Origin of the sequence: Pseudotabrizicola sp. 4114, assembly GCF_031457365.1 — a bacterium.
In the GTDB taxonomy this organism is placed as follows: domain Bacteria; phylum Pseudomonadota; class Alphaproteobacteria; order Rhodobacterales; family Rhodobacteraceae; genus Pseudotabrizicola.
On record NZ_JAVDWP010000002.1, the window covers coordinates 339,484 to 361,800 of the forward strand.

Annotated in this window: 17 protein-coding genes; 7 read left to right on the forward strand and 10 right to left on the reverse strand. The window is 63.8% G+C overall.

What is annotated here, in order from left to right:
* Positions 1-58 precede the first annotated feature (58 nt).
* From leuS to J2X53_RS06175, 3 genes are all read left to right on the forward strand, one after another.
* The gene (gene leuS / locus J2X53_RS06165; protein WP_349036598.1) at positions 59-2,614 is read left to right on the forward strand and encodes a leucine--tRNA ligase; all 2,556 of its coding nucleotides are present in this window, start codon (positions 59-61) and stop codon (positions 2,612-2,614) included.
* A gap of 87 nt (positions 2,615-2,701) precedes the next feature.
* On the forward strand, positions 2,702-3,715 hold the full coding sequence (gene holA / locus J2X53_RS06170; RefSeq protein ID WP_349036599.1) for a DNA polymerase III subunit delta: 1,014 nt from the start codon (positions 2,702-2,704) through the stop codon (positions 3,713-3,715).
* Between the two features lie 100 nt (positions 3,716-3,815).
* Positions 3,816-4,127, forward strand: coding sequence for a hypothetical protein (locus J2X53_RS06175; protein ID WP_349036600.1), 312 nt, complete (start codon positions 3,816-3,818; stop codon positions 4,125-4,127).
* A gap of 60 nt (positions 4,128-4,187) precedes the next feature.
* Here J2X53_RS06175 and J2X53_RS06180 read toward each other — a convergent pair whose 3' ends face one another.
* The 5 genes from J2X53_RS06180 to J2X53_RS06200 form a co-directional block, all read right to left on the reverse strand.
* A complete protein-coding gene (locus J2X53_RS06180; RefSeq protein WP_349036853.1) occupies positions 4,188-5,339 on the reverse strand; it encodes a TIGR03862 family flavoprotein in 1,152 nt (383 codons plus the stop codon).
* A complete protein-coding gene (locus J2X53_RS06185; protein ID WP_349036601.1) occupies positions 5,339-6,652 on the reverse strand; it encodes a mechanosensitive ion channel domain-containing protein in 1,314 nt (437 codons plus the stop codon). The genes J2X53_RS06180 and J2X53_RS06185 overlap by 1 nt, the downstream gene beginning before the upstream one ends.
* 351 nt (positions 6,653-7,003) lie before the next feature.
* Positions 7,004-8,137 carry a site-specific DNA-methyltransferase gene (locus tag J2X53_RS06190; protein ID WP_349036602.1) on the reverse strand — a complete coding sequence of 378 codons (1,134 nt, stop codon included), beginning with the start codon at positions 8,135-8,137 and terminating at the stop codon, positions 7,004-7,006.
* Between the two features lie 90 nt (positions 8,138-8,227).
* Complete coding sequence (locus J2X53_RS06195; protein ID WP_349036603.1) at positions 8,228-8,863, reverse strand: ribonuclease HII; 636 nt, start codon at positions 8,861-8,863, stop codon at positions 8,228-8,230.
* Between the two features lie 115 nt (positions 8,864-8,978).
* On the reverse strand, positions 8,979-9,560 hold the full coding sequence (locus J2X53_RS06200; RefSeq protein ID WP_349036604.1) for a hypothetical protein: 582 nt from the start codon (positions 9,558-9,560) through the stop codon (positions 8,979-8,981).
* A 210-nt stretch (positions 9,561-9,770) separates the two neighbouring features.
* On the opposite strand from J2X53_RS06200, the gene J2X53_RS06205 reads away from it, so the two are divergent.
* From J2X53_RS06205 to J2X53_RS06220, 4 genes are all read left to right on the forward strand, one after another.
* The gene (locus tag J2X53_RS06205) at positions 9,771-10,061 is read left to right on the forward strand and encodes a hypothetical protein (RefSeq protein ID WP_118154142.1); all 291 of its coding nucleotides are present in this window, start codon (positions 9,771-9,773) and stop codon (positions 10,059-10,061) included.
* Positions 10,033-10,737, forward strand: coding sequence for a hypothetical protein (locus J2X53_RS06210; RefSeq protein WP_349036605.1), 705 nt, complete (start codon positions 10,033-10,035; stop codon positions 10,735-10,737). Before J2X53_RS06205 ends, J2X53_RS06210 begins: the two co-directional genes overlap by 29 nt.
* A 92-nt stretch (positions 10,738-10,829) precedes the next feature.
* Positions 10,830-11,924, forward strand: a complete 1,095-nt coding sequence (locus J2X53_RS06215; RefSeq protein ID WP_349036606.1) for a carboxynorspermidine decarboxylase — start codon at positions 10,830-10,832, stop codon at positions 11,922-11,924.
* Positions 11,925-11,969: 45 nt separating this feature from the next.
* The gene (locus J2X53_RS06220) at positions 11,970-13,205 is read left to right on the forward strand and encodes a saccharopine dehydrogenase family protein (RefSeq protein WP_349036607.1); all 1,236 of its coding nucleotides are present in this window, start codon (positions 11,970-11,972) and stop codon (positions 13,203-13,205) included.
* A gap of 53 nt (positions 13,206-13,258) precedes the next feature.
* Here the strand turns inward: J2X53_RS06220 and J2X53_RS06225 are convergent, their stop codons facing one another.
* From J2X53_RS06225 to J2X53_RS06245, 5 genes are all read right to left on the reverse strand, one after another.
* Positions 13,259-14,089: a M15 family metallopeptidase gene (locus J2X53_RS06225; protein WP_349036608.1), complete on the reverse strand. Its 831-nt coding sequence runs from the start codon at positions 14,087-14,089 to the stop codon at positions 13,259-13,261.
* A complete protein-coding gene (locus J2X53_RS06230) occupies positions 14,083-15,936 on the reverse strand; it encodes a caspase family protein (protein ID WP_349036609.1) in 1,854 nt (617 codons plus the stop codon). Before J2X53_RS06230 ends, J2X53_RS06225 begins: the two co-directional genes overlap by 7 nt.
* A gap of 68 nt (positions 15,937-16,004) precedes the next feature.
* On the reverse strand, positions 16,005-17,582 hold the full coding sequence (locus tag J2X53_RS06235) for a caspase family protein (protein ID WP_349036610.1): 1,578 nt from the start codon (positions 17,580-17,582) through the stop codon (positions 16,005-16,007).
* Entirely contained in the window at positions 17,572-18,750 is a 1,179-nt protein-coding gene (locus J2X53_RS06240) for an OmpA family protein (protein WP_349036611.1), read from the reverse strand. Before J2X53_RS06240 ends, J2X53_RS06235 begins: the two co-directional genes overlap by 11 nt.
* 16 nt (positions 18,751-18,766) lie before the next feature.
* Positions 18,767-22,303 carry a c-type cytochrome gene (locus tag J2X53_RS06245; protein ID WP_349036612.1) on the reverse strand — a complete coding sequence of 1,179 codons (3,537 nt, stop codon included), beginning with the start codon at positions 22,301-22,303 and terminating at the stop codon, positions 18,767-18,769.
* Between the last annotated feature and the right edge of the window lie 14 nt (positions 22,304-22,317).

The window sequence follows — 22,317 nt, forward strand, 5'->3', positions numbered from 1 at the left end:
CCACTGGACCTTTTGCCCCGCATCGGTGTAACTCCGCCCCATACCCGGAGGTCCAGACATGTCGCGCTACGAACCCGCCCAGATCGAACCGAAATGGCAAGCCGCCTGGGATCAGGCCCAGGCCTTTCTGGCCCGGCGTGATCCGGCAAAACCGAAGTACTATGTGCTGGAGATGTTTCCCTATCCTTCAGGGCGCATCCACATGGGCCATGTGCGCAATTACACCATGGGCGATGTGGTGGCGCGGTACAAATCGGCGCAGGGCTTTTCGGTTTTGCATCCAATGGGTTGGGATGCGTTTGGCATGCCCGCCGAGAATGCGGCGATAGAGCGCGGCGGCCATCCGAAAGACTGGACCTATGGCAACATCGCCGACATGCGCGGACAGATGAAGCCGCTGGGTCTGTCGATCGACTGGACCCGCGAATTTGCCACCTGCGACCCCGAGTACTACGGCCAGCAGCAGGCCATGTTCATTGATATGCTGGAAGCCGGGCTGGTTTACCGCAAGAATGCGGTGGTGAACTGGGACCCGGTAGACATGACCGTGCTCGCCAACGAGCAGGTGATCGACGGCAAAGGCTGGCGTTCGGGCGCTGCGGTGGAACGGCGCGAGCTGACGCAGTGGTTTTTCAGGATCTCGGACTATTCCGAAGAGCTGCTGACAGCGCTGGACGGACTGACGCATTGGCCCGAAAAGGTGCGGCTGATGCAGGCCAACTGGATCGGCCGGTCGCGCGGGTTGCAGTTCGGGTTCGAAACCGTGGGCGCGCCCGAGGGTTTCGGCTCGCTGGAGGTTTACACCACCCGGCCCGACACGCTGATGGGGGCATCCTTTGCTGCCATTTCAGCCGATCATCCGCTGGCGCGGGCGCTGGAATCCGATCCGGAGGTGGCGGCTTTTGTGGCCGAGTGTCGCCGGGGCGGCACCAGTGCCGAAGAGGTCGAGACGGCGGAAAAGATCGGCTATGACACCGGCATCCGGGTGAAACACCCGCTGAACCCCGCGTGGGAACTGCCGGTCTGGATCGCGAATTTCGTGCTGATGGACTATGGCACCGGGGCGATTTTCGGCTGCCCGGCGCATGACCAGCGCGATTTCGAGTTCGCGACAAAGTATGGCCTGCCGATCAACCCGGTGTTTCTGCCCGAAGCGGGCGGCGACGCCGCGCTGACCGAGGCGTTTGTGCCGATGAAATCCGAACGGGTCCGCTATGTGCGCGGCTTTGCCGGGGATGACGTGCAGACCGGCGATGAGGCTGTGGCTGCCGCGATTTCCCATGCCGAAACAAACAGCTATGGCACCGGTGTGACCAAATTCCGGCTGCGCGACTGGGGTGTGTCGCGCCAGCGCTATTGGGGCTGCCCGATTCCTGTCGTGCATTGCCCAACCTGCGGCGTGGTGCCCGAGGCCAAGGAAAACCTGCCGGTCCGTCTGCCCGATGATGTCAGCTTTGACGTGCCGGGCAACCCGCTGGACCGCCACCCGACCTGGCGCAACTGCTCTTGCCCGAAATGTGGCGCAGACGCACGGCGCGAGACCGATACGATGGATACCTTTGTCGATTCGTCCTGGTATTACGCCCGTTTCACCGCGCCCCGCGCCACAACGCCCACGGTCGCCGAAGATGCTGCCTACTGGATGAACGTCGACCAGTATATCGGCGGGATCGAGCATGCGATTCTGCATCTGCTCTATTCGCGGTTCTTTGCCCGCGCGATGGCAAAAACCGGGCACCTGCCCGTGTCGGCGATTGAGCCGTTCAATGCGCTGTTCACGCAGGGCATGGTCACGCATGAGATTTACAAGACCGCCGACGCCAATGGCCGCCCAGTCTATCACCTGCCGGAAGATGTGGTGCATGGTGACGCCGGTGTGACGCTGGCAGACGGCACCGCGGTGGAGGTGATTCCCTCGGCCAAGATGTCGAAATCAAAGAAGAATGTCGTCGATCCGATGAACATCATCGCCAGCTTTGGCGCCGATACCGCGCGCTGGTTCGTGATGTCGGACAGCCCGCCGGAGCGGGATGTGGAGTGGACATCGTCGGGGGCAGAGGCCGCGTTCAAGCACCTGAACCGGGTCTGGACCCTGTGCGCGCGCATTGGCGATATGCCAGAGGGTCATGTGGGCACCGGCGACGATGATCTGCGCCGCGCCACCGCCAAGGCGATTGACGAGGTGACAAAGTCAATCGACAGCTTTGCCTTCAACAAGGCGATTGCGGGTCTTTATGGCTTTACCAACACGCTGGCCAAGGCCAATGCCTCGACCCCCGTGATGAAAGAGGCGATCCGCACGCTGGCGCAGCTGATGCAACCGATGGTGCCGCATATTGCGGAGTCGATCTGGGCGTATCAGGGCGGGCAGGGTCTGTGCTGTCAGGCGGCATGGCCCTCGGCCGATCCGGCGCTGCTGGTCGATGACACCGTAATCCTGCCGATCCAGATTAACGGCAAACGGCGGGCGGAAATCGCGGTGCCAAAGGATATGCCGGGGCCGGAGATTGAAAAGATCGCGCTGGCAAATGAGGATGTGATCCGATTCCTTGCCGGTCAGCCGGTGAAGAAAATCATCGTCGTGCCGGGGCGTATCATAAATGTCGTTGCCTGACCCCAGAATCGTGTCCTTCCCGCCACAGCCCTTGCGGGCTGTCGACAGGGCTGACACGCCGCGCAGGACCGTGCGGGGCCGTCGGGCATGATCCTGCGCGGGGTCGAGGCCAGCCGGTATTTTGCCAAACCGGACCCGACCAAGGCCGGGCTTCTGATCGCCGGGGCCGATGCGATGCGGGTGGCGCTGAAGCGGCAGGAAGTGATTGCCGCGCTGATCGGCCCCGAAGGCGAGGGTGAAATGCGCCTGACCCGGATACAGGCGGCAGAGTTGCGCAAGGATGGCGCGGCGCTGCTGGATGCGATCAAGGCCGTCGGCTTTTTCCCCGGCCCGCGCGTCGCCTTTGTCGAGGATGTCACCGATGCGCTGGCCCCGACCATCGGCGCCGCGCTGAAAGACTGGAAGCCGGGCGATGCGACAATCGTGGTCACGGCAGGCAATCTGACCGCGAAATCCGCGCTGAAGATGCTGTTTGAAAAGCACACGCAGGCGTTTTGCGCCATTCTCTACGACGACCCGCCAACGCGCGAGGAGATCGAGGACGCGTTGAAGAAGGCGGGTCTGACCAGCATCGACCGCGAGGCAATGGCCGATCTGACCACGCTGGCGCGGGCGCTGGACCCCGGCGATTTCCGGCAGACGCTGGAAAAGATCGCGCTGTACAAGTTTGACGACCCTACGCCGCTGACCCCTGCCGATGTGGCCGCCATGGCCCCGGCAACGCTGGAGGCCGAGGTGGATGACCTGCTGCATGCGGTGGCCGATGGCCGCGCCCCCGCCATCGGGCTGCTGATGCGGCGGCTGGAGGGGCAAGGTGTGCTGCCGGTCACGATCTGCATTCAGGCGCTGCGGCACTTCCGGGCGTTGCATATCGCAGCATCGGACCCGTCCGGCATCGTAAACGGGCTGCAAAGGGCACGGGTGTTTGGCCCCAGACGCGACCAGATGCAGCGGCAGGCGCAGGCCTTGGGCCAGCGCAATCTGGAAAAAGCCGTGTCGGATCTGCTGGAGACCGACCTGACCCTGCGCTCGGCCTCACGCGCGCCGGGGATGGCGTTGATGGAGCGGGCGCTGATCCGGCTGGCAATGACGCGGCGGTAGCGGGATCAGGGGGGCGCTGCCCCCCGCCTGCGGCCCCCCCGGAGTATTTTTGCCAAGATGAAATGGATAAGCCGCGAAATGACTGTGCAGGAGCGTCAGAATGACCGAGTTTGAAACCGTGCTGGAGCCGCTGGCGCGCGTCACCCGCAAGCACAAGACGATTGAGGCCTATGCGTTCTGGTTTCGTGACGGCGCGTGGTCGGATGCGGCAGGCGAGTCGCTGGAAACCGAAGAGATCGTGTTTTACGCCGAGGGCCTGCTGATGGAGGGCTTCCAGCTGGCCTGGGATCATCTGACGGATCCCGGCTTTGGTGATCATATCCGGCTGTGTTTCTGGCAAGGCGACAGGCCCGCGCTGCCCGGCCTGCCATCAGGCAGCACGCGGTTGACGGGCGGCACCAGTGCGGCTTAGCGGCGGCTGTTTGCGCCGGTCTGCGGTCCTGACCCGACAGATCCGGGTCACGGCACCCGATCAGTTGTCTTGCCATTGCGCCGCATGGCGGCCCGCCCAGCGACCGGTTGCCCAGCAGCCGGTCAGCAGGTAACCACCGGTCGGCGCCTCCCAGTCCAGCATTTCGCCGCAGGCAAAGACGCCGGGCAGGGCGCGCAGTTCGAGCCCGTCAGTCAGGCTGTCGCGGGTAATGCCGCCTGCGGTGGAGATGGCTTCATCCATCGGGCGTGGGCCGGTCAGCGGCAGCGGCAAAGCGGTCAGCGCCTGTTCCAGCGGAAGCTGACGGCCAAACTCCATCACCAGAGCGGCGGCGACAGGCGACAGACCCAGCTTGCGCAGACGATTGCTCTGGCTGTCATTGCGCTTCAGCCGCGCGATGCGGGCGGCAAGGGCCAGCGGTGACAGATCCGGGAGCAGGTTGATGCTGAGCTCAGGCCCGTCACGCAACGCGCGGCTGAGCGCATAGATTGCGCTGCCCTCCACCCCGCGGGCGGACACCACGAATTCCCCCCGCACCGTGTGCGGCCCGGATGTGAGGAGCGCGGGTTTGACCGGCTGGCCGAAATGCGGGGCCATATGGGCCGACCAGGTGACGCCAAAGCCCATGTTTGCGGGGCGGAACGGCGCGATGCCTACGCCGCGCGCCGCCAGCCACGGCACCCAGGCCGCATCAGACCCCAGCCGCGCCCAGCTGGCACCGCCCAGAGCCAGCACGGTCACGCGGGGGCGCAACAGCTGCGCGCCATCCGGCGTGGCAAAGCGCAAAGCGTCGCCCTCCCACCCCTGCCACAGCCAGCGGGTGCGCAGATCGACCCCCTGCCCCGCCAAGCGGTGCAGCCATGCGCGCAACAGCGGCGAGGCTTTCATCACCTGCGGAAACACCCGGCCCGAAGTGCCGGTGAAAACCTCTTGCCCCAGATCACGGCACCAGTCTGCCACCTGTTCCGGGCCAAAGGCGGCCAGCATCGGGGCCAGCACATCGCTGTCAAAGGCGGCGGCGAAAACCTCCGCCGGCTCGTCCTTGGTGACGTTCAGCCCGGATTTGCCAGCCATCAGGAATTTGCGGGCCGGGGTGGGCTTGCCCTCGGCCACCACAACCCGGCGACCAGCGCGGGCCAGTTCCTCTGCTGCCATCAGCCCGGCGGGGCCAGCGCCTATGACCAGCGCATCAATCATGCGGCAGGGGCCGGTCTGAGGTGCACCACCTGCTGCGGGAATGGCATCTCGATGCCTTCGGCTTTCAGCGCGTTCCAGATCGCAAAGAGCACCGGCGACCGGTACTTGTTCTTGCCGTCGTCAATGCCGTTCACCCAGTATTCCAGCACGAAATCCACCGAAGACTCGCCAAAGCCGTCCAGCTCGCAATCCGGGCCATCGGGATGTTGCAGCACAAAGGGCAAGGCAGCGACGGCGGCTTCGATAAGGGCGGGCACGCGGTTGATGTCGGTGTCATAGCTGACCGAAAACTCTGCCTGATAGCGGTTGGCGCTGCCCTGATCAGAATAGTTGATCACCCGGCTGGTGATGAAATGCTCATTCGGAACCACGATCCATTTGCCGTCAAACGTCTCGAGCACGCAGGCGCGGGCGGTCATCTTGACGATGGTGCCCTTTTCGCCGCCGTCGAGTTCAACATAGTCGCCCACCGTGGTCTGACCCTCGACCAGCAGGATGATGCCCGAGATGAAGTTGGCGGCGATCTGTTGCAGGCCAAGCCCGATGCCGACACCCAGCGCGCCGCCCAGAAGGGCAATCGCGGTCAGGTCGATACCCATGATGCTCATGAGCAAGAGGAAGGCCACGCCGAAAATCACGATCTCGGTCGCCTTGACGGCGAGTTCGCGGGTGGCGGGGCGCAGCTCTTGTTTTGCCTTGATGTAGCTGGCGGATTGCCGGTTTGACCATGACCCCAGCCAGAACAGCAGCGATCCGGCGATGATGCCCCGGATCAGCGACAGCGCGGAAAACTGGATATTGCCCAGCTCCACCCGGGTTTCTGCCAGTGCCAGCGTGATCTGATCCAGCAGGCCCAGCGCATAGAGCGCGGCGACCGGGATCAGCACATATTTGCCCAACAGGTGCAGAAACGGGTCGGTGATGACATGGCTGACCAGCGCGCGGGCGGCGAGGAAAAGGAACACTCGCTTGCCAAAGGCAATCACCTCGCCCGAGCCAAACATCGTCCGGGTCAGGCTTTCGCCGGTCGCGGTCAGCGCATAGGCGATCAGCGGCAGCAACAGCGCAAGGAACGGCAGCGCAAAGCGGCGGGCGGTGGCGAACAGGCCCTGCGCATCGGCTCTTGGCGTCAGCAGTCTGGTCAGGGCGGCCGACAAGCGCCCGGCCATCACCCGCGCCAGCAGATAGGCCAAGGCGAGCAAGGCAAACTGCGACCATGCGGCAGGAGACACCAGCCAGCCAAGGGCAATCTGTCCGGCCTGATCCAGCCAGTCCAGCGCCTGCGTGATCACCTCGGATTGCCCGTCCATTGTCTGCCTCCGAACCCTGCCCGAAACTCCGTTGTGCCCTGCACTCCTTTGGCGCGGAAGCGGCCCGATGGCAAGTCACCCGCATCGTCCTGCCAGACGCGGAGGACAAAACCCACTGCATCTGTTCGCTTCCTGCCAAACATTATCCTGGGGTCCGTGGCAGCGCCCCGTGGGTGCAGGTGGCCGGTACCTGGCATCAAAAAAAAACCCCGCCATGCGGACATGGCGGGGCAAGTGGCACCGCAGGCGGACTACGGTGCAGGCGTACCCGGTATGAAAAATGGTATGACAAGGGGGGTAGGGCGGGGTTCACCCCGCCACCCGTTCAGACCGCGTCAGCGCAGACTGCCCTCAGTTCGGGCGGGCGTGATCGGCCTCCATCTCGGCGCGGATCTGCTGGCGCAGGATGTCGATGGGGATCATCTTGCCATCGCGCTTGAAGTGCCAGTAGGTCCAGCCGTTGCAGGATGGCGCGCGCTCATAGGCGGCGCCGACCTGATGGATCGAGCCTTTGACATCATTGCCGATCAGCGTGCCATCGGCGCGGACCTTGGCCATGAAGCGGTTGCCGACCGAATACAACTCCTCACCCGGGCGCAGCATGCCGCGTTCCACCACCTGCCCGAACGGCACGCGCGGTTCCGACCGCTTCGATCCGGTGATCTCCAGCGCCGAGGCGTCGAATTTGCGCACGCGGGCAAGCCGGGCTTCGGCGACGGTGCGGTAGGCTTCTTCGCGTTCGATTCCGATGAAATCGCGGCCCAGCATCTTGGCCACAGCGCCGGTGGTACCGGTGCCAAAGAACGGGTCCAGTACCACATCGCCGGGGTTGGTGGTGGCAATCAGAATGCGGTGCAGCAGGCTTTCCGGCTTTTGCGTCGGATGCGCCTTGTCGCCATTGGCATCTTTCAGCCGCTCATGCCCGGTGCAGATCGGCAGCACCCAGTCAGACCGCATCTGGATGCCGTCGTTCAGCGCTTTCAGCGCCTCATAATTGAAGGTGTATTTCGCATTCTCATCGCGCGACGCCCAGATCAGGGTTTCATGCGCGTTGGTCAGACGCTTGCCTTTGAAGTTCGGCATCGGGTTCGACTTGCGCCAGACCACATCGTTCAGGATCCAGTAACCCTGATTCTGCAGCTCTGCCCCAAGCCGGAACACGTTGTGATAGCTGCCGATCACCCAGATCGCGCCATTCGGCTTCAGCAACCGCTTGGCCGCCTTCAGCCAGGCTTTGGTAAATTCGTCATAAACGGCAAAGCTGCTGAACTGGTCCCAATGGTCATCGACCGCGTCAACCTTGGAATTGTCAGGCCGGTGCAGATCGCCCTTGAGTTGCAGATTGTACGGAGGATCCGCGAAGATCAGGTCAACAGAACCCGCTGGCAGGCTGTTCATAAGGTCAATGCAGTCGCCTGCAAGGATCTGGTTCAGGGGCAGATCTGCCGCAATGGCAGCCCCTGTTGCTTTGGTCTTTGACGTCATCTTCTGCCTCTGTCCCCGGCGTCATTTGGCGCGCCGTATCTGTGGATAAGAATGAGTCAGAGATGATTCGGCGTCAAATTCTTTATTGAATCAAGGGGTTATGTATTTCTCTTGATACAAGATATTGTGGACAGGTTTGAACGAACGTCTATGAACAGGGGTCACCCCAAGATTTAGAAGCGCCGACAGATGCGCTTTGGTCGGATAACCTGCGTTCAGTTCCCAGCCATAACCGGGGTATTGTTGCGCCAAATCCACCATGAGGCGATCACGTGACACTTTTGCACAGATCGAGGCGGCGGCAATCGACAGGCATCTGGCATCGCCCTTGATAATCGCCAGCCCCCGGCACGACAGGTTGCGCGGCAGCAGATTGCCGTCGATCAGCGCATAATCGGCGCCCAGCGCGGCCACCGCGCGCTCCATCGCCAGATGGCTGGCGCGCAGGATGTTCAGCGCGTCGATCTCTTCGACGCTCGCATGGGCGACCGCGATCAGCGCCACCTGTTGCAGTTCGGCAAACAGGCTTTCGCGGCGGGCAGCAGTCAGAGTTTTGGAATCGCCAAGCCCCGCCGGAATGCGCGCAGGATCAAGCCGGACGGCAGCAGCGGTGACCGGGCCGCAAAGCGGTCCACGGCCCACCTCATCCACACCGACGACAAAACCCGCCCCCTCGGACTGGGCCGTGTGCTCATGGCTGAAATCGGGAACGTATACGATTGTCATGCCCCCGGCATAGCGCGGCGGCACAGCAGAAAAAAGGGGTGGGAGCTGCTCACCCTCCCACCCCCTGCAGATGCGGCCCTGTTGCGGGGGCGCGGCCGCATCCGCGAACGCAAGCTCAGTAAGAGTGGCGCGGGCGACCGCGGCCGTGGTCACGGCCATGCCCCCGCCCGTGATCGCGGTAGCCATGGTCACGGCCCCACCCTTTTTCACCCCGGCCAGAGTCGACCCGGAAGCCTGCATTGCGCAGGCAGTCTTCACCATACACCCGGTCGGTGCGACCAAAAACCCGTGCCTCATGCGCGCATTGGCGCGGCAGGCGGTAGTCAAAGCCCTGACGGCGCAGGCAGCGCTCGGGGTAGACGGTCACATCGCGGCGCGCGCCGGAAATCTCGATGGCGCAAACGGCAGGCACACGCGGGCTGCGCACCTGAACCGGCTGCGGCACCGGGGCGGGTCTGGCGCGGCCCTGGTCGATTGAATGTGCAATGACGCCAATGGCAATCGCAGCAACAACCGCCTTGGCCAGATTGTCGCCAGCGCGGTCCGCGCGGGCGGGCACGGCACTGGCGGCCAGCAAGGCCAGAACGGCGACGGCGGCAATCAGCGCGCCTGCCGCCCGGCGCAACGGTTGCGAGGTGGGGCGGGGCATGCAAGAGGAAATGGCGGTCGGCAAAATGGCTTTATATGCGGGAAACATCTGGGCCTCCTGTCAGGGGAAATGCAATCTGCCCGGCGCGACCATCGCACCAGATCCGATGCCCTGACGGTGCGCGCCCCTGTCCCGGACAGGCAATATCGGCGGATTGATATGCGATAACCGCCACTGTCTGCGCCGGTTGATATTGAATATCGCGGCAATCGCGCGCAACTCTGGGTCACAGAACAACGCCCCGGGCAGGAGCCAGATATGAAAACCCCATTGCTGATCATCGCGTCCGTCCTGGCCATGGCTCTGGCAGCGCCTGCGTCGGCGGAATGCTACGCAGATTACAAGGCCAAGCAGGATGGCCCCTTGCGTCTGCATTACGGAGTAGCACAAGTCAGCGACGGCAATTGTTCGCCCGGCGCGGCCCAGCGTGAGCTGAAACCCCGGCTTGCGTCAGCGGGCTGGACGTTGTTGAACGTGCTGGCAACATTCGGCCCCGAGGGCCTTGGCGAAAGGCAAGCGAGTGCAGGAGAATTCTACCTCCGTTACTGAGAGTCTCAAGGCTGGCAACAGGGTTGTCAGCTTTGGCATCGCCGGCATTGTGCTGATCCTGTTCGGGGCGGCGTTGTTTCTGTTCCTCAGCCTGCCTGACGCCAACGCCTTCAACGCGCGGGTGGAACGGTTGTTTGTCGAAAACGACAACCTGACCACCGGGGCCGAGATCAAGCTGCTGGAGATTCTGGCGCAAAGCGGCACTTCGTTTTCCGAGGTGCTGCAAAGCTATCGCATGGTGATCTTTGTGCTGCTGGTGTTTTCCACCGCCCTGCTGGTGGCGGCGCTGGTGTTTCTGGTGATGATCATCGCGCTGAACCGGCGGATCTCGGCGATCCAGCGCTCGGGCATTCAGGTGGCCAGCCTGATGATCAGCCGTGAGGGTCGCGCGGTCTATATCAACGACATGGAATTCGCGCTGACCGAGGCCGCGCTGGAAACGCTGGCGGTGCTGGCCGAAGCGCGGATGGATGACGAGGTGCTGACCGGCGCGCAGATCGAATCGGTGATCTCGGGCCGCAATGAGGTGGATTGCGACGAAGCCGCCGGGGCCACACGGGTGAAACGCCTGCGTGACACGCTGGGCAATCAGCTGGTCAGTGAGCTGCTGGTCAAGACCATCGCCCGGCGCGGCTATGTTCTGGCGGTGGGAAAAGACGTGATCCGCATGGTCTGAGTGTCATCCGCCCGTCACAGGGCTTGCATAGGGGGGTGGGGGGTCATACATAGCGCCCCTCTTGTCGTTATGCTGTCCGAATGGGGGATGCGATGATCCAGACGCCGTTTTACCTGATCGACCGCACCAAACTGGCGCGCAACATGGCCATCATGGATGAGCTGCGCAAAGCGTCCGGGGCAAAGACCCTGCTGGCGCTGAAATGCTTTGCGACATGGGGCGTGTTTGACCAGATGCGGCAGCATATGGACGGCACCACCTCTTCCAGCCTCTATGAGCTGAAGCTGGGCCGTGAGCGGTTTGGCAAAGAGACGCATGCCTATTCGGTCGCATGGGCGGATCACGAGATTGCCGAAGCGGTCAGCTATGCCGACAAGATCATCTTCAACTCGATCGGCCAGCTGGAGCGGTTCGACAATCAATCGGCCAGCATCAGCCGTGGCCTGCGCCTCAATCCGCGCTTTTCGACCAGCGGGTTCGATCTGGCCGATCCGGCCCGCCCGTTCAGCCGGTTGGGCGAATGGGATGCGACCAGGATCGAGCGGGTAATGGACCGGATTTCCGGCTTCATGATCCATTACAACTGCGAGAATGACGATTTTGATTTGTTCGACAGCCAGTTGACCCGGATCGAAGATGAGTTCGGCCCGCTGTTGTCGCGGCTGAAATGGGTCAGCCTAGGCGGCGGCATCCATTTCACGGGTGAGGGGTATCCGGTGGCAAAGCTCGCCGCGCGGCTGAAAGCATTCTCCGAACGCTTCGGCGTGCAGGTTTACCTTGAGCCGGGTGAAGCCGCGATCACCGGGGCGGCCAGCCTTGAGGTGACGGTGCTGGACGTGCTGAACAACGGCAAGGATCTGGCCGTGGTCGACTCTTCGGTCGAGGCGCATATGCTGGATCTGCTGATCTACCGCATCGGCGCCAAGATCGAGACAACCGGCGACCACCCGTTCCAGATCTGCGGCAAGTCCTGCCTTGCGGGCGATGTGTTTGGCGAATTCAATTTCCCCGCGCCGTTGCAGGTCGGTGACCGGCTGAGCATCGCCGATGCGGCGGGCTATACCATGGTCAAGAAGAACTGGTTCAACGGGGTGAAGATGCCGGGCATCGTCATCAAGGAGTTGGACGGGTCGATGACTGTCGCTCGTGAATTCGGCTATGCCGATTTTGAAGGCAACCTTGGGTAATCCGGGTTGCGGCCTTCCCTCTGTCCTTAAAGGAGACGGTTCGAAGTGAAACGGAATGTTCTGATCATCGGCGCTGGTGGCGTCGCTCAGGTCGTGGCGCATAAGGCGGCGCAGCACAATGACCGGCTGGGCGATCTGCACATCGCCAGTCGCACCGTGGCCAAGGCCGAAGCGATTATTGAGACCGTGCACGCCAAAGCGGCGATGAAGGTGCCGGGCGTGTTTCAGGCCCATGCGCTGGATGCGATGGACACGGCAGCGGTGGTTGCGCTGATCAAGGCAACGGGCTGTCAGATCGTAATCAACGTCGGCTCGCCCTTTGTGAACATGACCGTGCTCGATGCCTGTATTCAGGCGGGTGTGGCCTATATGGACACCGCCATTCACGAAGACGCAGGCAAGATTTGTGAAGCGCCGCCATGGTACGGCAATTACGAATGGAAACGGCGCGAGGTCTGCAAGGCCGCAGGTGTCACCGCCATTCTGGGCGTCGGCTTCGATCCCGGCGTCGTCAACGCCTATGCCCGCGTCGCCGAAGGGCTGATGGACAGCATCGAGTCGATCGACATTGTTGACATCAATGCCGGATCACACGGCAAATGGTTCTCCACCAACTTCGACCCCGAAATCAACTTCCGCGAGTTCACCGGCACGGTCTATTCCTGGCAGAACGGGGCCTGGCAGACCAACAGCATGTTCGAGGTCGGCCAGACTTTTGATCTGCCGGTCGTCGGCGAGCAAAAGGCTTACCTGACCGGCCATGACGAGGTGCATTCGCTGTCGGCGCGCTATCCTCAGGCCGATGTGCGGTTCTGGATGGGCTTTGGCGACCATTATATTAACGTCTTTACCGTGCTGAAAAACCTCGGGTTGCTGTCCGAACAGCCTGTGACCACCGCCGAAGGGCTGGAGGTCATTCCGCTGAAGGTGGTCAAGGCGGTGCTGCCCGATCCCGCAAGCCTTGCGCCTGATTATACCGGCAAGACCTGCATCGGTGACTTTGTCAAGGGCACCAAGGATGGCAAGCCGGTCGAGGTGCTGATCTACAACGTTGCCGACCACAAGGACGCCTATACCGAAGTCGGTTCGCAAGGCATCAGCTATACCGCCGGTGTGCCGCCGGTGGCCGCCGCGCTGCTGATTGCGGATGGCGTCTGGGATGTGGGCACGATGGCCAATGTCGAAGACATGGACCCGGCACCATTCATCAACCTGCTGAACCAGATCGGCCTGCCGACACGGATCAAGGATGTCACAGGCGACCGGTTGCTGGAATTCTGAGCATCAACGCTCCCGCCCGAAACGGCGGGAGTTTTGCTTTGACGGGTCGCCCCTCAGCGCGGCGGAGCGGATTGGCCTTTCAGCCGCGCATACAGAATGATTTCGGGCCGGTATTCAAAGTGCATGCCGTCGAAATGATGCCACTTGCCGCCCCAGATAAAGCCGAACCGCTCAAACACCTGCACCACATCGGCCGGGATGCGGTTGTCATAGGGTCCGGCGTCGCCTTCGGGCCGGTTGGACCAGCGCCAATAACCGCCCAGATCGGCGTTCAGATCAAAGGCGATGCCGTAGCTGTGGGTCGACATCCGCGCGGTGCCCGCAATTTTGCGCCAGTTGAAACTGCCGCCCACGTTGCGGAACGCAGGAGCCCAGTCGGTTGACAGGGCCTCAACCCCGGCCAGCGCGGCGCGCATCTGACAGGCCGCGCCCTGCCGTTCGGAGATCAGGAAACTGGCCTTGCCACTGATCGCAACCTTTTTCAGACCCGCACGCACCGCTTGTTCACTCCCGCCATACAGCGCGGCAAACACCGCCTCGACCCGCGCCCGGCCCGGATCGTGCCAGGGCGCTTCCCGCGCGGTCAGATCGAACGCCAGCGGATAAATATCGTGAAATTGCTCGCGCAGCGAAGGGTCTGCCAGCCGGGCGGCGGGCGGGCGGCCCGGGTCTTCGCCCAGCGGGATCAGGCTGCCATCGGCCAGCCGCACCCCCGCCGCATCGACGCTCAGCCCCGGATAGGCCCCGCGCAGGGCCGTGATCACCGGATCATCGCCCTGCGGCAGCGGCAGGGTCAGAAAATCGACCGGCGTACAGTCGGCGGCCCAGACCGGGGCGGCCATCATGCTGGCCAGAAACAACGCGTGGCGCAGTCGCCTCAGCACCCTTGCGCCTTTTCCCGCGCCTTGATCGCATCGACGGTGGATTTTTCCGCCGCGCTCAGGCTGGGGGACGAGGTGTGGCATTGCGAATTGTCGAACCACTTCTTGCCCTCTGCCGAGTTGAAGCAATAGCCGCGCGCCGCAAAAATCGCATTGCGCGCGTACCACAGATCAAAGCAGCTTTGCCCGGTGGTGGCGACAGGCGCCGGTTGCGGTGCAGGCGCAGGCACCGGCTGAGATGCGGCAAAGGGCTGACGGCCCATGCCATCCAGCAGGTAGGCGCCGTAAACCCAGCCCGCCACATTGCGCCAGCTGACGGCGCACCAGGCATAGGGATCGCCCGGATTTGTGTCGCAGGCATTGACCCAGATGCCGGTGGCATCGGCAGGCAGTTCCGACACGGCGGCGTATTGCGCGCCGGGGCCAGACAGCACCGGAATGCGCGCGCCCGTCGCAAAGCCGGTGGCACTGTAATTGCCCTGATCTGTGGAAAACGCTTGGCTGGCGACGCCCGCGCGCAGGTAGGTCTGCGACCCATAGCCCCGGGTGCAGCCATGGACCACCTCACACCAGCCATTGCTGCAGCCCAGCTCATGCACGCCCACCGTGTTGAACGCCAGCTCACCCACCTCGCCGAAACTGGTGCCCGGCCCCTGCCGCAGGAACAGCGTGTCATCCGGCGGAATGCCCGACACCGCCAGCGCGCCGTTCAGGGCCGTACAGCTGCCGGTGTATTCCGGCGCGGGCGGCGGGCGCAGAGCGGCCAGCCGCTCTTTTGCGCGGTCGGCATTGCCCCCTTCTGGATAGGCGGCAAGAAAGGCCTCATACCCTTCTGCCGTGTCAGCGGACTGCGTGGCGGCCCAGATCTTGTCTTCCTGCAATTGCCCGACCAGACGCCGCGCATCGGGCGCGCGGATATGGTCGGGATAGCGGCGCAGAAAATCTTCCAGTGCCGCCGGATCGCGCCGCGCTGACGCCTGAATATAGATCAGCAGCGGGTCTTCGACCGGCGGGGCTGGCTGCGCAGCGGGCACCGGCTGCGGCGCAGGGGCCGGTGCGGGGGCCGGGGCTGCGCCTGAGACCAGATAAATATCCTCATCCGGCAGTTGCGCATATTCGATCGGCACCTGTTTGCCGCCGGACTTTTCCCGCACCTTGGCCCGCACCGCCCGGAACAGGCGGTTCACCTCGATCCCCGGCTGGTCGATGGTTTCCAGCAATGCCTCGGTATAGGGGCTGTGCCGTGTGTCGCCGTCATCCGCCGTGCGCCCCGCCTCGGCGGCAAAGGAAATGATCAGTCCACGTTCGCCATCCACCGGCACCGGGCTGAGGCCGCGTTTAACTGCGCGGGTGCCATCCTTGCGCTGCATCGTATTGGCAAAGGGATTGTCGCGGCAGGCGTCCAGCAGCACCATGCCCAGCTTTTTCGCGCCACGTACCGACTCCAGCACCTGCTCCAGCGGGATGGTTTCAAACTGCGCCGTCGATTCCGACCGCATTCTGGCATCGACCGGGATCAGATAGTTCTGCCCCGCCATCTCGATGCCATGCCCCGCGTAGAACACCAGCGCGATATCGGCATTCAAAGCGGCTTCGGAAAACTCGCCCAAGGCGATGCGGAATGTCTGGCCATCCAGATCCTCGTGCAGCATCACGGTAAACTGCATCGAGGCCAGCTTGTCGGCCAGCGCACGGGCATCGTTGCGCGGATTGGCCAGCGCAGTGGCGTTGCTATAGGCAGAGTTGCCGATCACCAGCGCAATGCGCTTTTCGGCAAGGGCCGGAGACAGGCCAAGCACCAGCAGCGCAAAGGCGGCACAGAGCTGCCTGAGTGCAACAAGACCGCGCATGTCCGACCCTCTCCCCCCAAGCATTTGCATCATCCTGCCCGTCAGCCCCGCATCGCGCAAGCCACAGCCTAGCCTTCGGTAAACAATCCGATGCGCCCGAACTGGCAGGCGGTATCGGCGCTGGCAGCCTGCACCTCGGCCATCGGCGGCACCGGGCCACCGTTCACTGCCCGCAACAGCGCATGCAGGTTCAAGGGCGGGCGACGGCACCAGATCACCACCAACTGATCCTCGCCCGTGGGGGGCGAGACCGAGAACCGCAGCTGCAACCCGGCATCGGCGGGCGCATCCTCGCGGAAACCGGGGGGATAAAGGCCGTATTGCACCGTGCCATCCGAGGCGAGGTTGAACAGCGTCAGAAAGTTCAGATCCGGCGCCGGCGGCGGAAAGTCAAAGCCCACCGTTGCTCCGATCGGCTGCCGCGCCGCCGACTGGTGCGGGCGCAGCGCCACAGGGGGCAGGTTGGGCTGCTTGGCCTCGTTCAGCTCCAGCAGAAAGCGGGCGCGTTCGATCTGCGCGCGGGCGTCGCCGGTGATCACCGTCACCTGATCGCCCTGCCCGTTGTAGACGGCCCAGCCGCCCGGCACCTGCTCGAACATCACGGCATGGCCGACATCGACCAGACGGCAACCGGGGCATTGCCCGCCTTCCAGCCCCGGGGGTGGGGCACCGACCACCCGGACCGGCAGGCCGGGCGGCACCGGCGCGGGGGGCGGCGGCACCTCTGCCTGCAGGCTCAGCATCACCGACGGATCACCGCGCGGCAGAAACCTTGGCTGCTGGTTCTGGTCCATATGGGTGAACACCCGGTCGCCGACATAGGCCGCCATTTCCAGCCGGGTGATCACCCCGTCGCCGTTCATATCAGCCTCGCCCTCAATCGCCTTGGCAAAGAACCATGACAGCGCCCCATGCGGCACCCCGTCAAAGGCGGTTTCCTGCACCAGACGGTCATCGGTGGCGGTGGCAAGGATCTGCGTGACATGGGCCAGATCCGGCGCGCCGGTTTCACCCTGCCCGCCCGGCAGCTCGTTCGGAACCGGATCAACCGGGATGTCCCAGATCCCGCCCGACCGGGTCAGCCCGCCCGCGCGCGGATTGACGCTGCGCTCCAGCCCGCCGGAATGGCAGCTGTCCATCACCCAGACCACCTGCAGATGCGGCACAGATTGCAGCATGGTGTGAAGCTGGTCATCGGTCAGGCGGCCGATGCGCGGGTTGGCCGGATCGAAATCGGCTAACATCAGCGTCTCGTCCAGACCATCGGCCTCGTCAAACGGTTCCGATACCTCGCGCTCCTGCCCGCCATGCCCGGCGTAGCTGACAAACAGCCGGTCCCCCGCCACCGCCTGCGCCGTCACCTCGCGCCAAGCCGCCTCGAACGCGGCCACGGTTGCCGCCTGATCCAGCAGCAGCCGGTTGTCGGGCAGATCGACCCCGACCTTGCGCAACGCGGCAGCGACGACCTTGGCATCATTGGTCGCCCCTTGCAGATCGAAGTGCCCGCCACCGGGTCGGTCGGGATCAAACGGCTCAAAGTGAATGTAATCGTCAATGCCGACGACAATGGCCCAGTCGCGGGCAACAGCCGGTCCTGCCAGAACAAGACCGGCCAGTGCCACAGCGATGATGCGCTTAATGGCCAAAGGCAATCTCCACCCGACGGGCGATGGTGCGCAGCTCGTCCAGCGAATAGATCGCCGCGTCGGTGTAAAGCGGCGGCTGGCTCTCGCCTTTGCCGATGATCTCGATGGCCGCATAAACACCATCGCTGAGCAAAAAGTCACGCAGGCCCGCCGCACGGCGCAGCGACAGATCAAGGTTGTAAGAGGCGTCGCCCACATCGTCGGTATGGCCGGTGATGACCAGGCGTGGCACCTGTTGCGCCTTGAGGAATTCGGACAGCCGCAGCGCCTCTTTAACGCCGGACGCATCCAGCCGGTCGCTGTCAAAGCCAAAGCGAATGGGCAGGAACACCGAGTCGACCTTTTTCGCCGCTTCGGTCAGCACGTTCAGCTGACCGGGGGGCGGCGTATAGGCGGGGGCTGCTGCTGCATAGTCCTGCGCCGGGGCAACATAACCGGCTGCTGGGGCCACGTAGTCTGCCGGGGGGGCAACATACTCCGCAGGTGGCGCGACGTAATCAGCCGGAGGCGCCACGTAGTCGGCAGGGGGTGCTACATATTCTGCCGCAGCCGCAGGTGCGGCTTCCGGCTTTGTCGCCACGGCCTCTACCGCCAGCCCGCGCTGCATCACCGTCATGACGCCCGCCGCACCCCCGCCACGGGTGACCGTGCTTTCCATGCTGCCTGCCAGCATCATGTTTTCCTGCGCCAGTGCCACCAGCCGTTCGGCCACTGGCACCAGCTGTTCACTTTGCGTGGTCTGGCCGGGGTCGCCCAGAGTGTCCAGCGCGGCGTTATACATCCGTGCCGCCTCGGCCCGGTTGCCACGTTTGGCGGCGATGTCGCCCCGCACCGCCTGCACCGCCCAATGCACGCCGGGGGCCTGCAACACGATCTCTTCGGCGTCATCCGTCCTGCCAGCCGCAAGCGCGCTCTGCGCCGCCCGCGCCACGAGGGCCGAGGTCTGCGAGCGCGCCGCGCGGAACCGCGCGTCATCACAGCCGGCCGGTTGCACGGCGTTCCATGCCGAAATCACCTGTGCGACATCGGGGGCCGATGCGGCCACCTGCAAGGCCGTCAGCGCATCCTCACAGGCCGCAGCCTGTACAGCACCCGGCAGGGCAAGGGCAAAGACCGCCCCTGCCAGTGTGTTCCGCCATAGGGCGTGATGGGTCAGAGTCTGGGTCATGATCATCATCCTCCGCTCAGGGGCGCACGTTAAAGGTGACAACATTGGTCGCGCTCTGGCCATTGTCGCGCGCCACCGTCTCGGTCCGTTCGATCACCAGACCGCGTGACAGCGGCTGGAACCGTTCGTTGGCATAGGCCACCGCGCCCTGCCCGCTGATCCGCTTGTCGCCCAAGCCGCCCTCGCGGCAGAACGCCACCATGGTTTCGCCCTTGCCCGGCGTATCAAAGCGCAACTGCAGGCCCGACCCCGGCGCAGGAATGCGCCGTGTCTCTCCCGCCTCAAGGAAGGCGGGGCCAAGCACTTCGGGCGGCAGCTCCTCGACCGTTTTGGTCTCTTCGACATACAGGATCTGCAATTCGCAGCGCCGGTTCGCCGTCACGTCGAATTCCAGCAGGTCATTCACCTTGACCTCCACATAGGGCACCGACAGTTGCAGGATCAGCGGATCGTCGGGGGCCACCACAGGCACATAGGGTTGCAGCGTGCTTTCGGCCTGCGGCTGATACGGGGCCTGTTCCTTTTGCGCCGCCACCTCATAGGCAGTGGTGGCCACGGCGACATAATCCGCCACCGGCTGCGGGGTATAGGCAACCGCGCCGCCATAGTCATAGGGGCGCAGGTCGGTCAGGCGCGGCAACAGGTCGGCATAGACCGCCTCCAGCTCGGCGCGGCGCACGTGCAACCCGTCATCCACCCGCTGCACCCATTGCTGCACGATCTGCATGACATTGGGGTCGCCCACCTCGCGGATACGGGCGCGGAACTCATCCTCGGTCAGAAAAAACGCCCGCGCCACCTGTGCCAGATCAAGGTTGTTGAACTGGATGTCCGACAGGTAGGTGACAATCTCGCCGCCGCCCGCCCGTTCCGGTGCGCGCATCGAGACATTGACCCCGGCCGCCGATTTCTCGGTCACGCCCAACTCTTCCAGCGCGGCCAGAAATGCCCGTGTGTCCTGCTGATACCATTGATCCAGCTCTTCGTTCGGCACATACATTTCCAGCAAAATCTCGCGCTGGTCGCGGGTATAGCTGTTGCTGGATTCGATGAACTTGCGCACCTGATCGGCTTTGCGGATCATGCCGTTTTCGTGGCAATCAAAGCAGGAGCGGGCGTTTTCAATCTCTACCCCCTTACCGATCGGCTTGTTGCGGAACGACACGATAGAGGTGGGCCCGACCAGCAGCCGTTGGCCCAGATTGGTGGACAGGTAATACCCCTGCAACCCGTTGGCGAGGCTGAAGATCATCTCGCCGCCATCATGTTCGAACGCCGCCGTGTCCGAGGGCGTATGCGACATCTCACGCGGGCCATCCGGGTGCTGCAACAACGATTGCTCGCCCGAGCTGCCTGCAAAGTCATAAGATTTCCAGTAATACCCGCCGCGCGGCAGGTCGTGGCGTTCCAGCATGCGGTTGTGATCGGACACGCCCGATGCGCCCTCCAGCATCCCCGCCCGGATCACCTCACCCGACTGGATGTTGCGGTCCACATCCACGCCCATCCGCTGTTCCAGAATGCGGATATCTTCGGGCAGGCGCAGGAACATGTCGTAATAGGGGGCTTCTGAGGCGACATGGGTAAACCAGCTGGCCCCCAGCAGCGGCACCGGTGCGCCGGTGCCATCGGCCAGCACGCGCAAAAGGCTGTCCGAGGTCGGGTCCATCGCATAGGGGTAAACCCGCGCCAGATCGGCCCAGCTTTCCGCGCTGAACCCCGCCTCGACCGCGCCCTGGGTAAAGGCCCCGGTTGAAATCGCGGCCCAGTCATCCTCGGTCCAGCCATAATCGCGGATATCAATCCGCACCAGCGCGCCATCAGTGCCATCCACGGGCGTCACCTTGGCCAGACGCGCCGCGCGGCTGATCGAGTTGATGAACTTGTTCAGACCGGCATGTAGAAACGCCATCGGATTGCGCTTCATGCCTTCGGCAGTGCAATCCAGCTCTGGCAGTTCGGTATCGGCAAAGCTGAAATAGCGGGCAAATTGCCGGTCGCGGTCATCCATCTTTTGCAGATCGGCGACCCCGGCCATCATCAGCTGGGTGAAGTCCCCTCCGACAAAGCGCGGCAGGGTCACATCAGTGTTGGGCCGCGCCGGGTTCACCGCGGCCGGTTCCGCTGTTGCGACCGGGGCCTGAGCCACCGGGGCGGGTGCGGCGGGTGTCACCGCGCCCAAGGCCAAGATCCACGCCTTGATCGCGTCCAGCTCTGCCGGGGTCAGCTTGGTGCCCAGCGGCATCCGGTTCAGCGCGATCGAGGCATAGACCGGCGATTTGTCGGGATCGCCCGGCGTTACCGCCGCCGTGTCCATCGCCATATCGGCAATGTCATGCATCGGGAACGTGCGGTCATTGCGCTGCCCCGGCCCGTGGCAGGTGCGGCAATGCTGATCCATCACCCGGTCCGCCGCCTGTTCAATCTCTGCCGGCACCCCGGCCACCGCGGCAACCGGGGCCGGATCGACAGCCGGAGCCGCCGCCAGTACAGGCACGTCAACCGGCATCTCGCACGCCGCCTGCACCACCTGCATCAGCCCTTGTGACCCGGTTTCATTGGCCAAAGCCATCATATCCATCGGCGGCGCTGCGACCGATGCGTCCGTTACCGTCGCACTCCCCGCACCCGCAACCTCGGCCACCTGCACCAGTTCCGGTGCAGCCTGCGGCAGGGTCGAGACATCCAGCGGCTTGCCGGTCAGAAAGGCGTAGATCGCGGCGCGGTCCTCAAGGCTCAGCTTGGCGGTCTGTTCCGCCACCCGCCGCATCGACCCCGCCGCCAGGGGCCGCCCGTTAAGCTTTTTGCCCTCGGCCAGCACGCCATTTACAAAAGCCTCTGGCCCGGTCTTTTCCAGACGCGCGCCGGTGATATCGGGGGAGTAATCGCCAAAGAACCCAAGGAACCCGCTATAGGCCTTGGTGGTATCAACCGAAAACCCGTCCCGCGGGCTGTGGCATTCACCGCAATGGCCCAGCGCCTCGACCAGATACTCGCCGCGCGCCAGTTGCGGATCGGCGGGCGCGCTCAGCGGCGCGCGGTCGCTGTTCATCAGCTGCAACGCCTTGTCTGACAAAAGGTTTACCGCATGCGGTTTCGAGGGCAGATCACTGGCCTCCATCGTGCCCAGATAGGCGCGGATATCCAGCGCGTCTTCGGGCTTCATCCGGGAATAAGCGGCATAGGGGAAGAACACGCCGTAATACTGCCGCCCATCGGGCGCTACCCCGCGCAGCAGGGCATTCAGGAACTGCGCGTCGGTCCAGCTGCCGATCCCGGCATTCGCATCATGGGTGATATTGGGCGCATAAACCGTGCCCAGCCGGTTTTCAAAGGCGCGCCCCCCGCCGAGGGTCATCATATCGCCCTCGATCGAATGACAGGTGGCGCAACCGGCGGCGTTATAAAGCTCTTTCCCACGGGTGGCATCAGGGATGTAACTGGCGAAATCACCGTCCTTGAACTCCGGCAGATCAGCCAGCGCCGCCCCTGCCGTAAACAAAACCAAAGTTATCGCGGCTAGGGCTGTGGTCTGGGTCGTCATGCGGGTCATGATTGCCTCCCTGA

What these genes read in the sequence shown, in the direction of transcription:
- leuS (WP_349036598.1), top strand. Translation starts at nt 59, where the DNA reads ATGTCGCGCTACGAACCCGCCCAGATCGAACCGAAATGGCAAGCCGCC.
- holA (WP_349036599.1), top strand. Translation starts at nt 2,702, where the DNA reads ATGATCCTGCGCGGGGTCGAGGCCAGCCGGTATTTTGCCAAACCGGAC.
- J2X53_RS06175 (WP_349036600.1), top strand. Translation starts at nt 3,816, where the DNA reads ATGACCGAGTTTGAAACCGTGCTGGAGCCGCTGGCGCGCGTCACCCGC.
- J2X53_RS06185 (WP_349036601.1), bottom strand. Translation starts at nt 6,652, where the DNA reads ATGGACGGGCAATCCGAGGTGATCACGCAGGCGCTGGACTGGCTGGAT.
- J2X53_RS06190 (WP_349036602.1), bottom strand. Translation starts at nt 8,137, where the DNA reads ATGACGTCAAAGACCAAAGCAACAGGGGCTGCCATTGCGGCAGATCTG.
- J2X53_RS06195 (WP_349036603.1), bottom strand. Translation starts at nt 8,863, where the DNA reads ATGACAATCGTATACGTTCCCGATTTCAGCCATGAGCACACGGCCCAG.
- J2X53_RS06200 (WP_349036604.1), bottom strand. Translation starts at nt 9,560, where the DNA reads ATGTTTCCCGCATATAAAGCCATTTTGCCGACCGCCATTTCCTCTTGC.
- J2X53_RS06205 (WP_118154142.1), top strand. Translation starts at nt 9,771, where the DNA reads ATGAAAACCCCATTGCTGATCATCGCGTCCGTCCTGGCCATGGCTCTG.
- J2X53_RS06215 (WP_349036606.1), top strand. Translation starts at nt 10,830, where the DNA reads ATGATCCAGACGCCGTTTTACCTGATCGACCGCACCAAACTGGCGCGC.
- J2X53_RS06230 (WP_349036609.1), bottom strand. Translation starts at nt 15,936, where the DNA reads ATGCGCGGTCTTGTTGCACTCAGGCAGCTCTGTGCCGCCTTTGCGCTG.
- J2X53_RS06240 (WP_349036611.1), bottom strand. Translation starts at nt 18,750, where the DNA reads ATGACCCAGACTCTGACCCATCACGCCCTATGGCGGAACACACTGGCA.
- J2X53_RS06245 (WP_349036612.1), bottom strand. Translation starts at nt 22,303, where the DNA reads ATGACCCGCATGACGACCCAGACCACAGCCCTAGCCGCGATAACTTTG.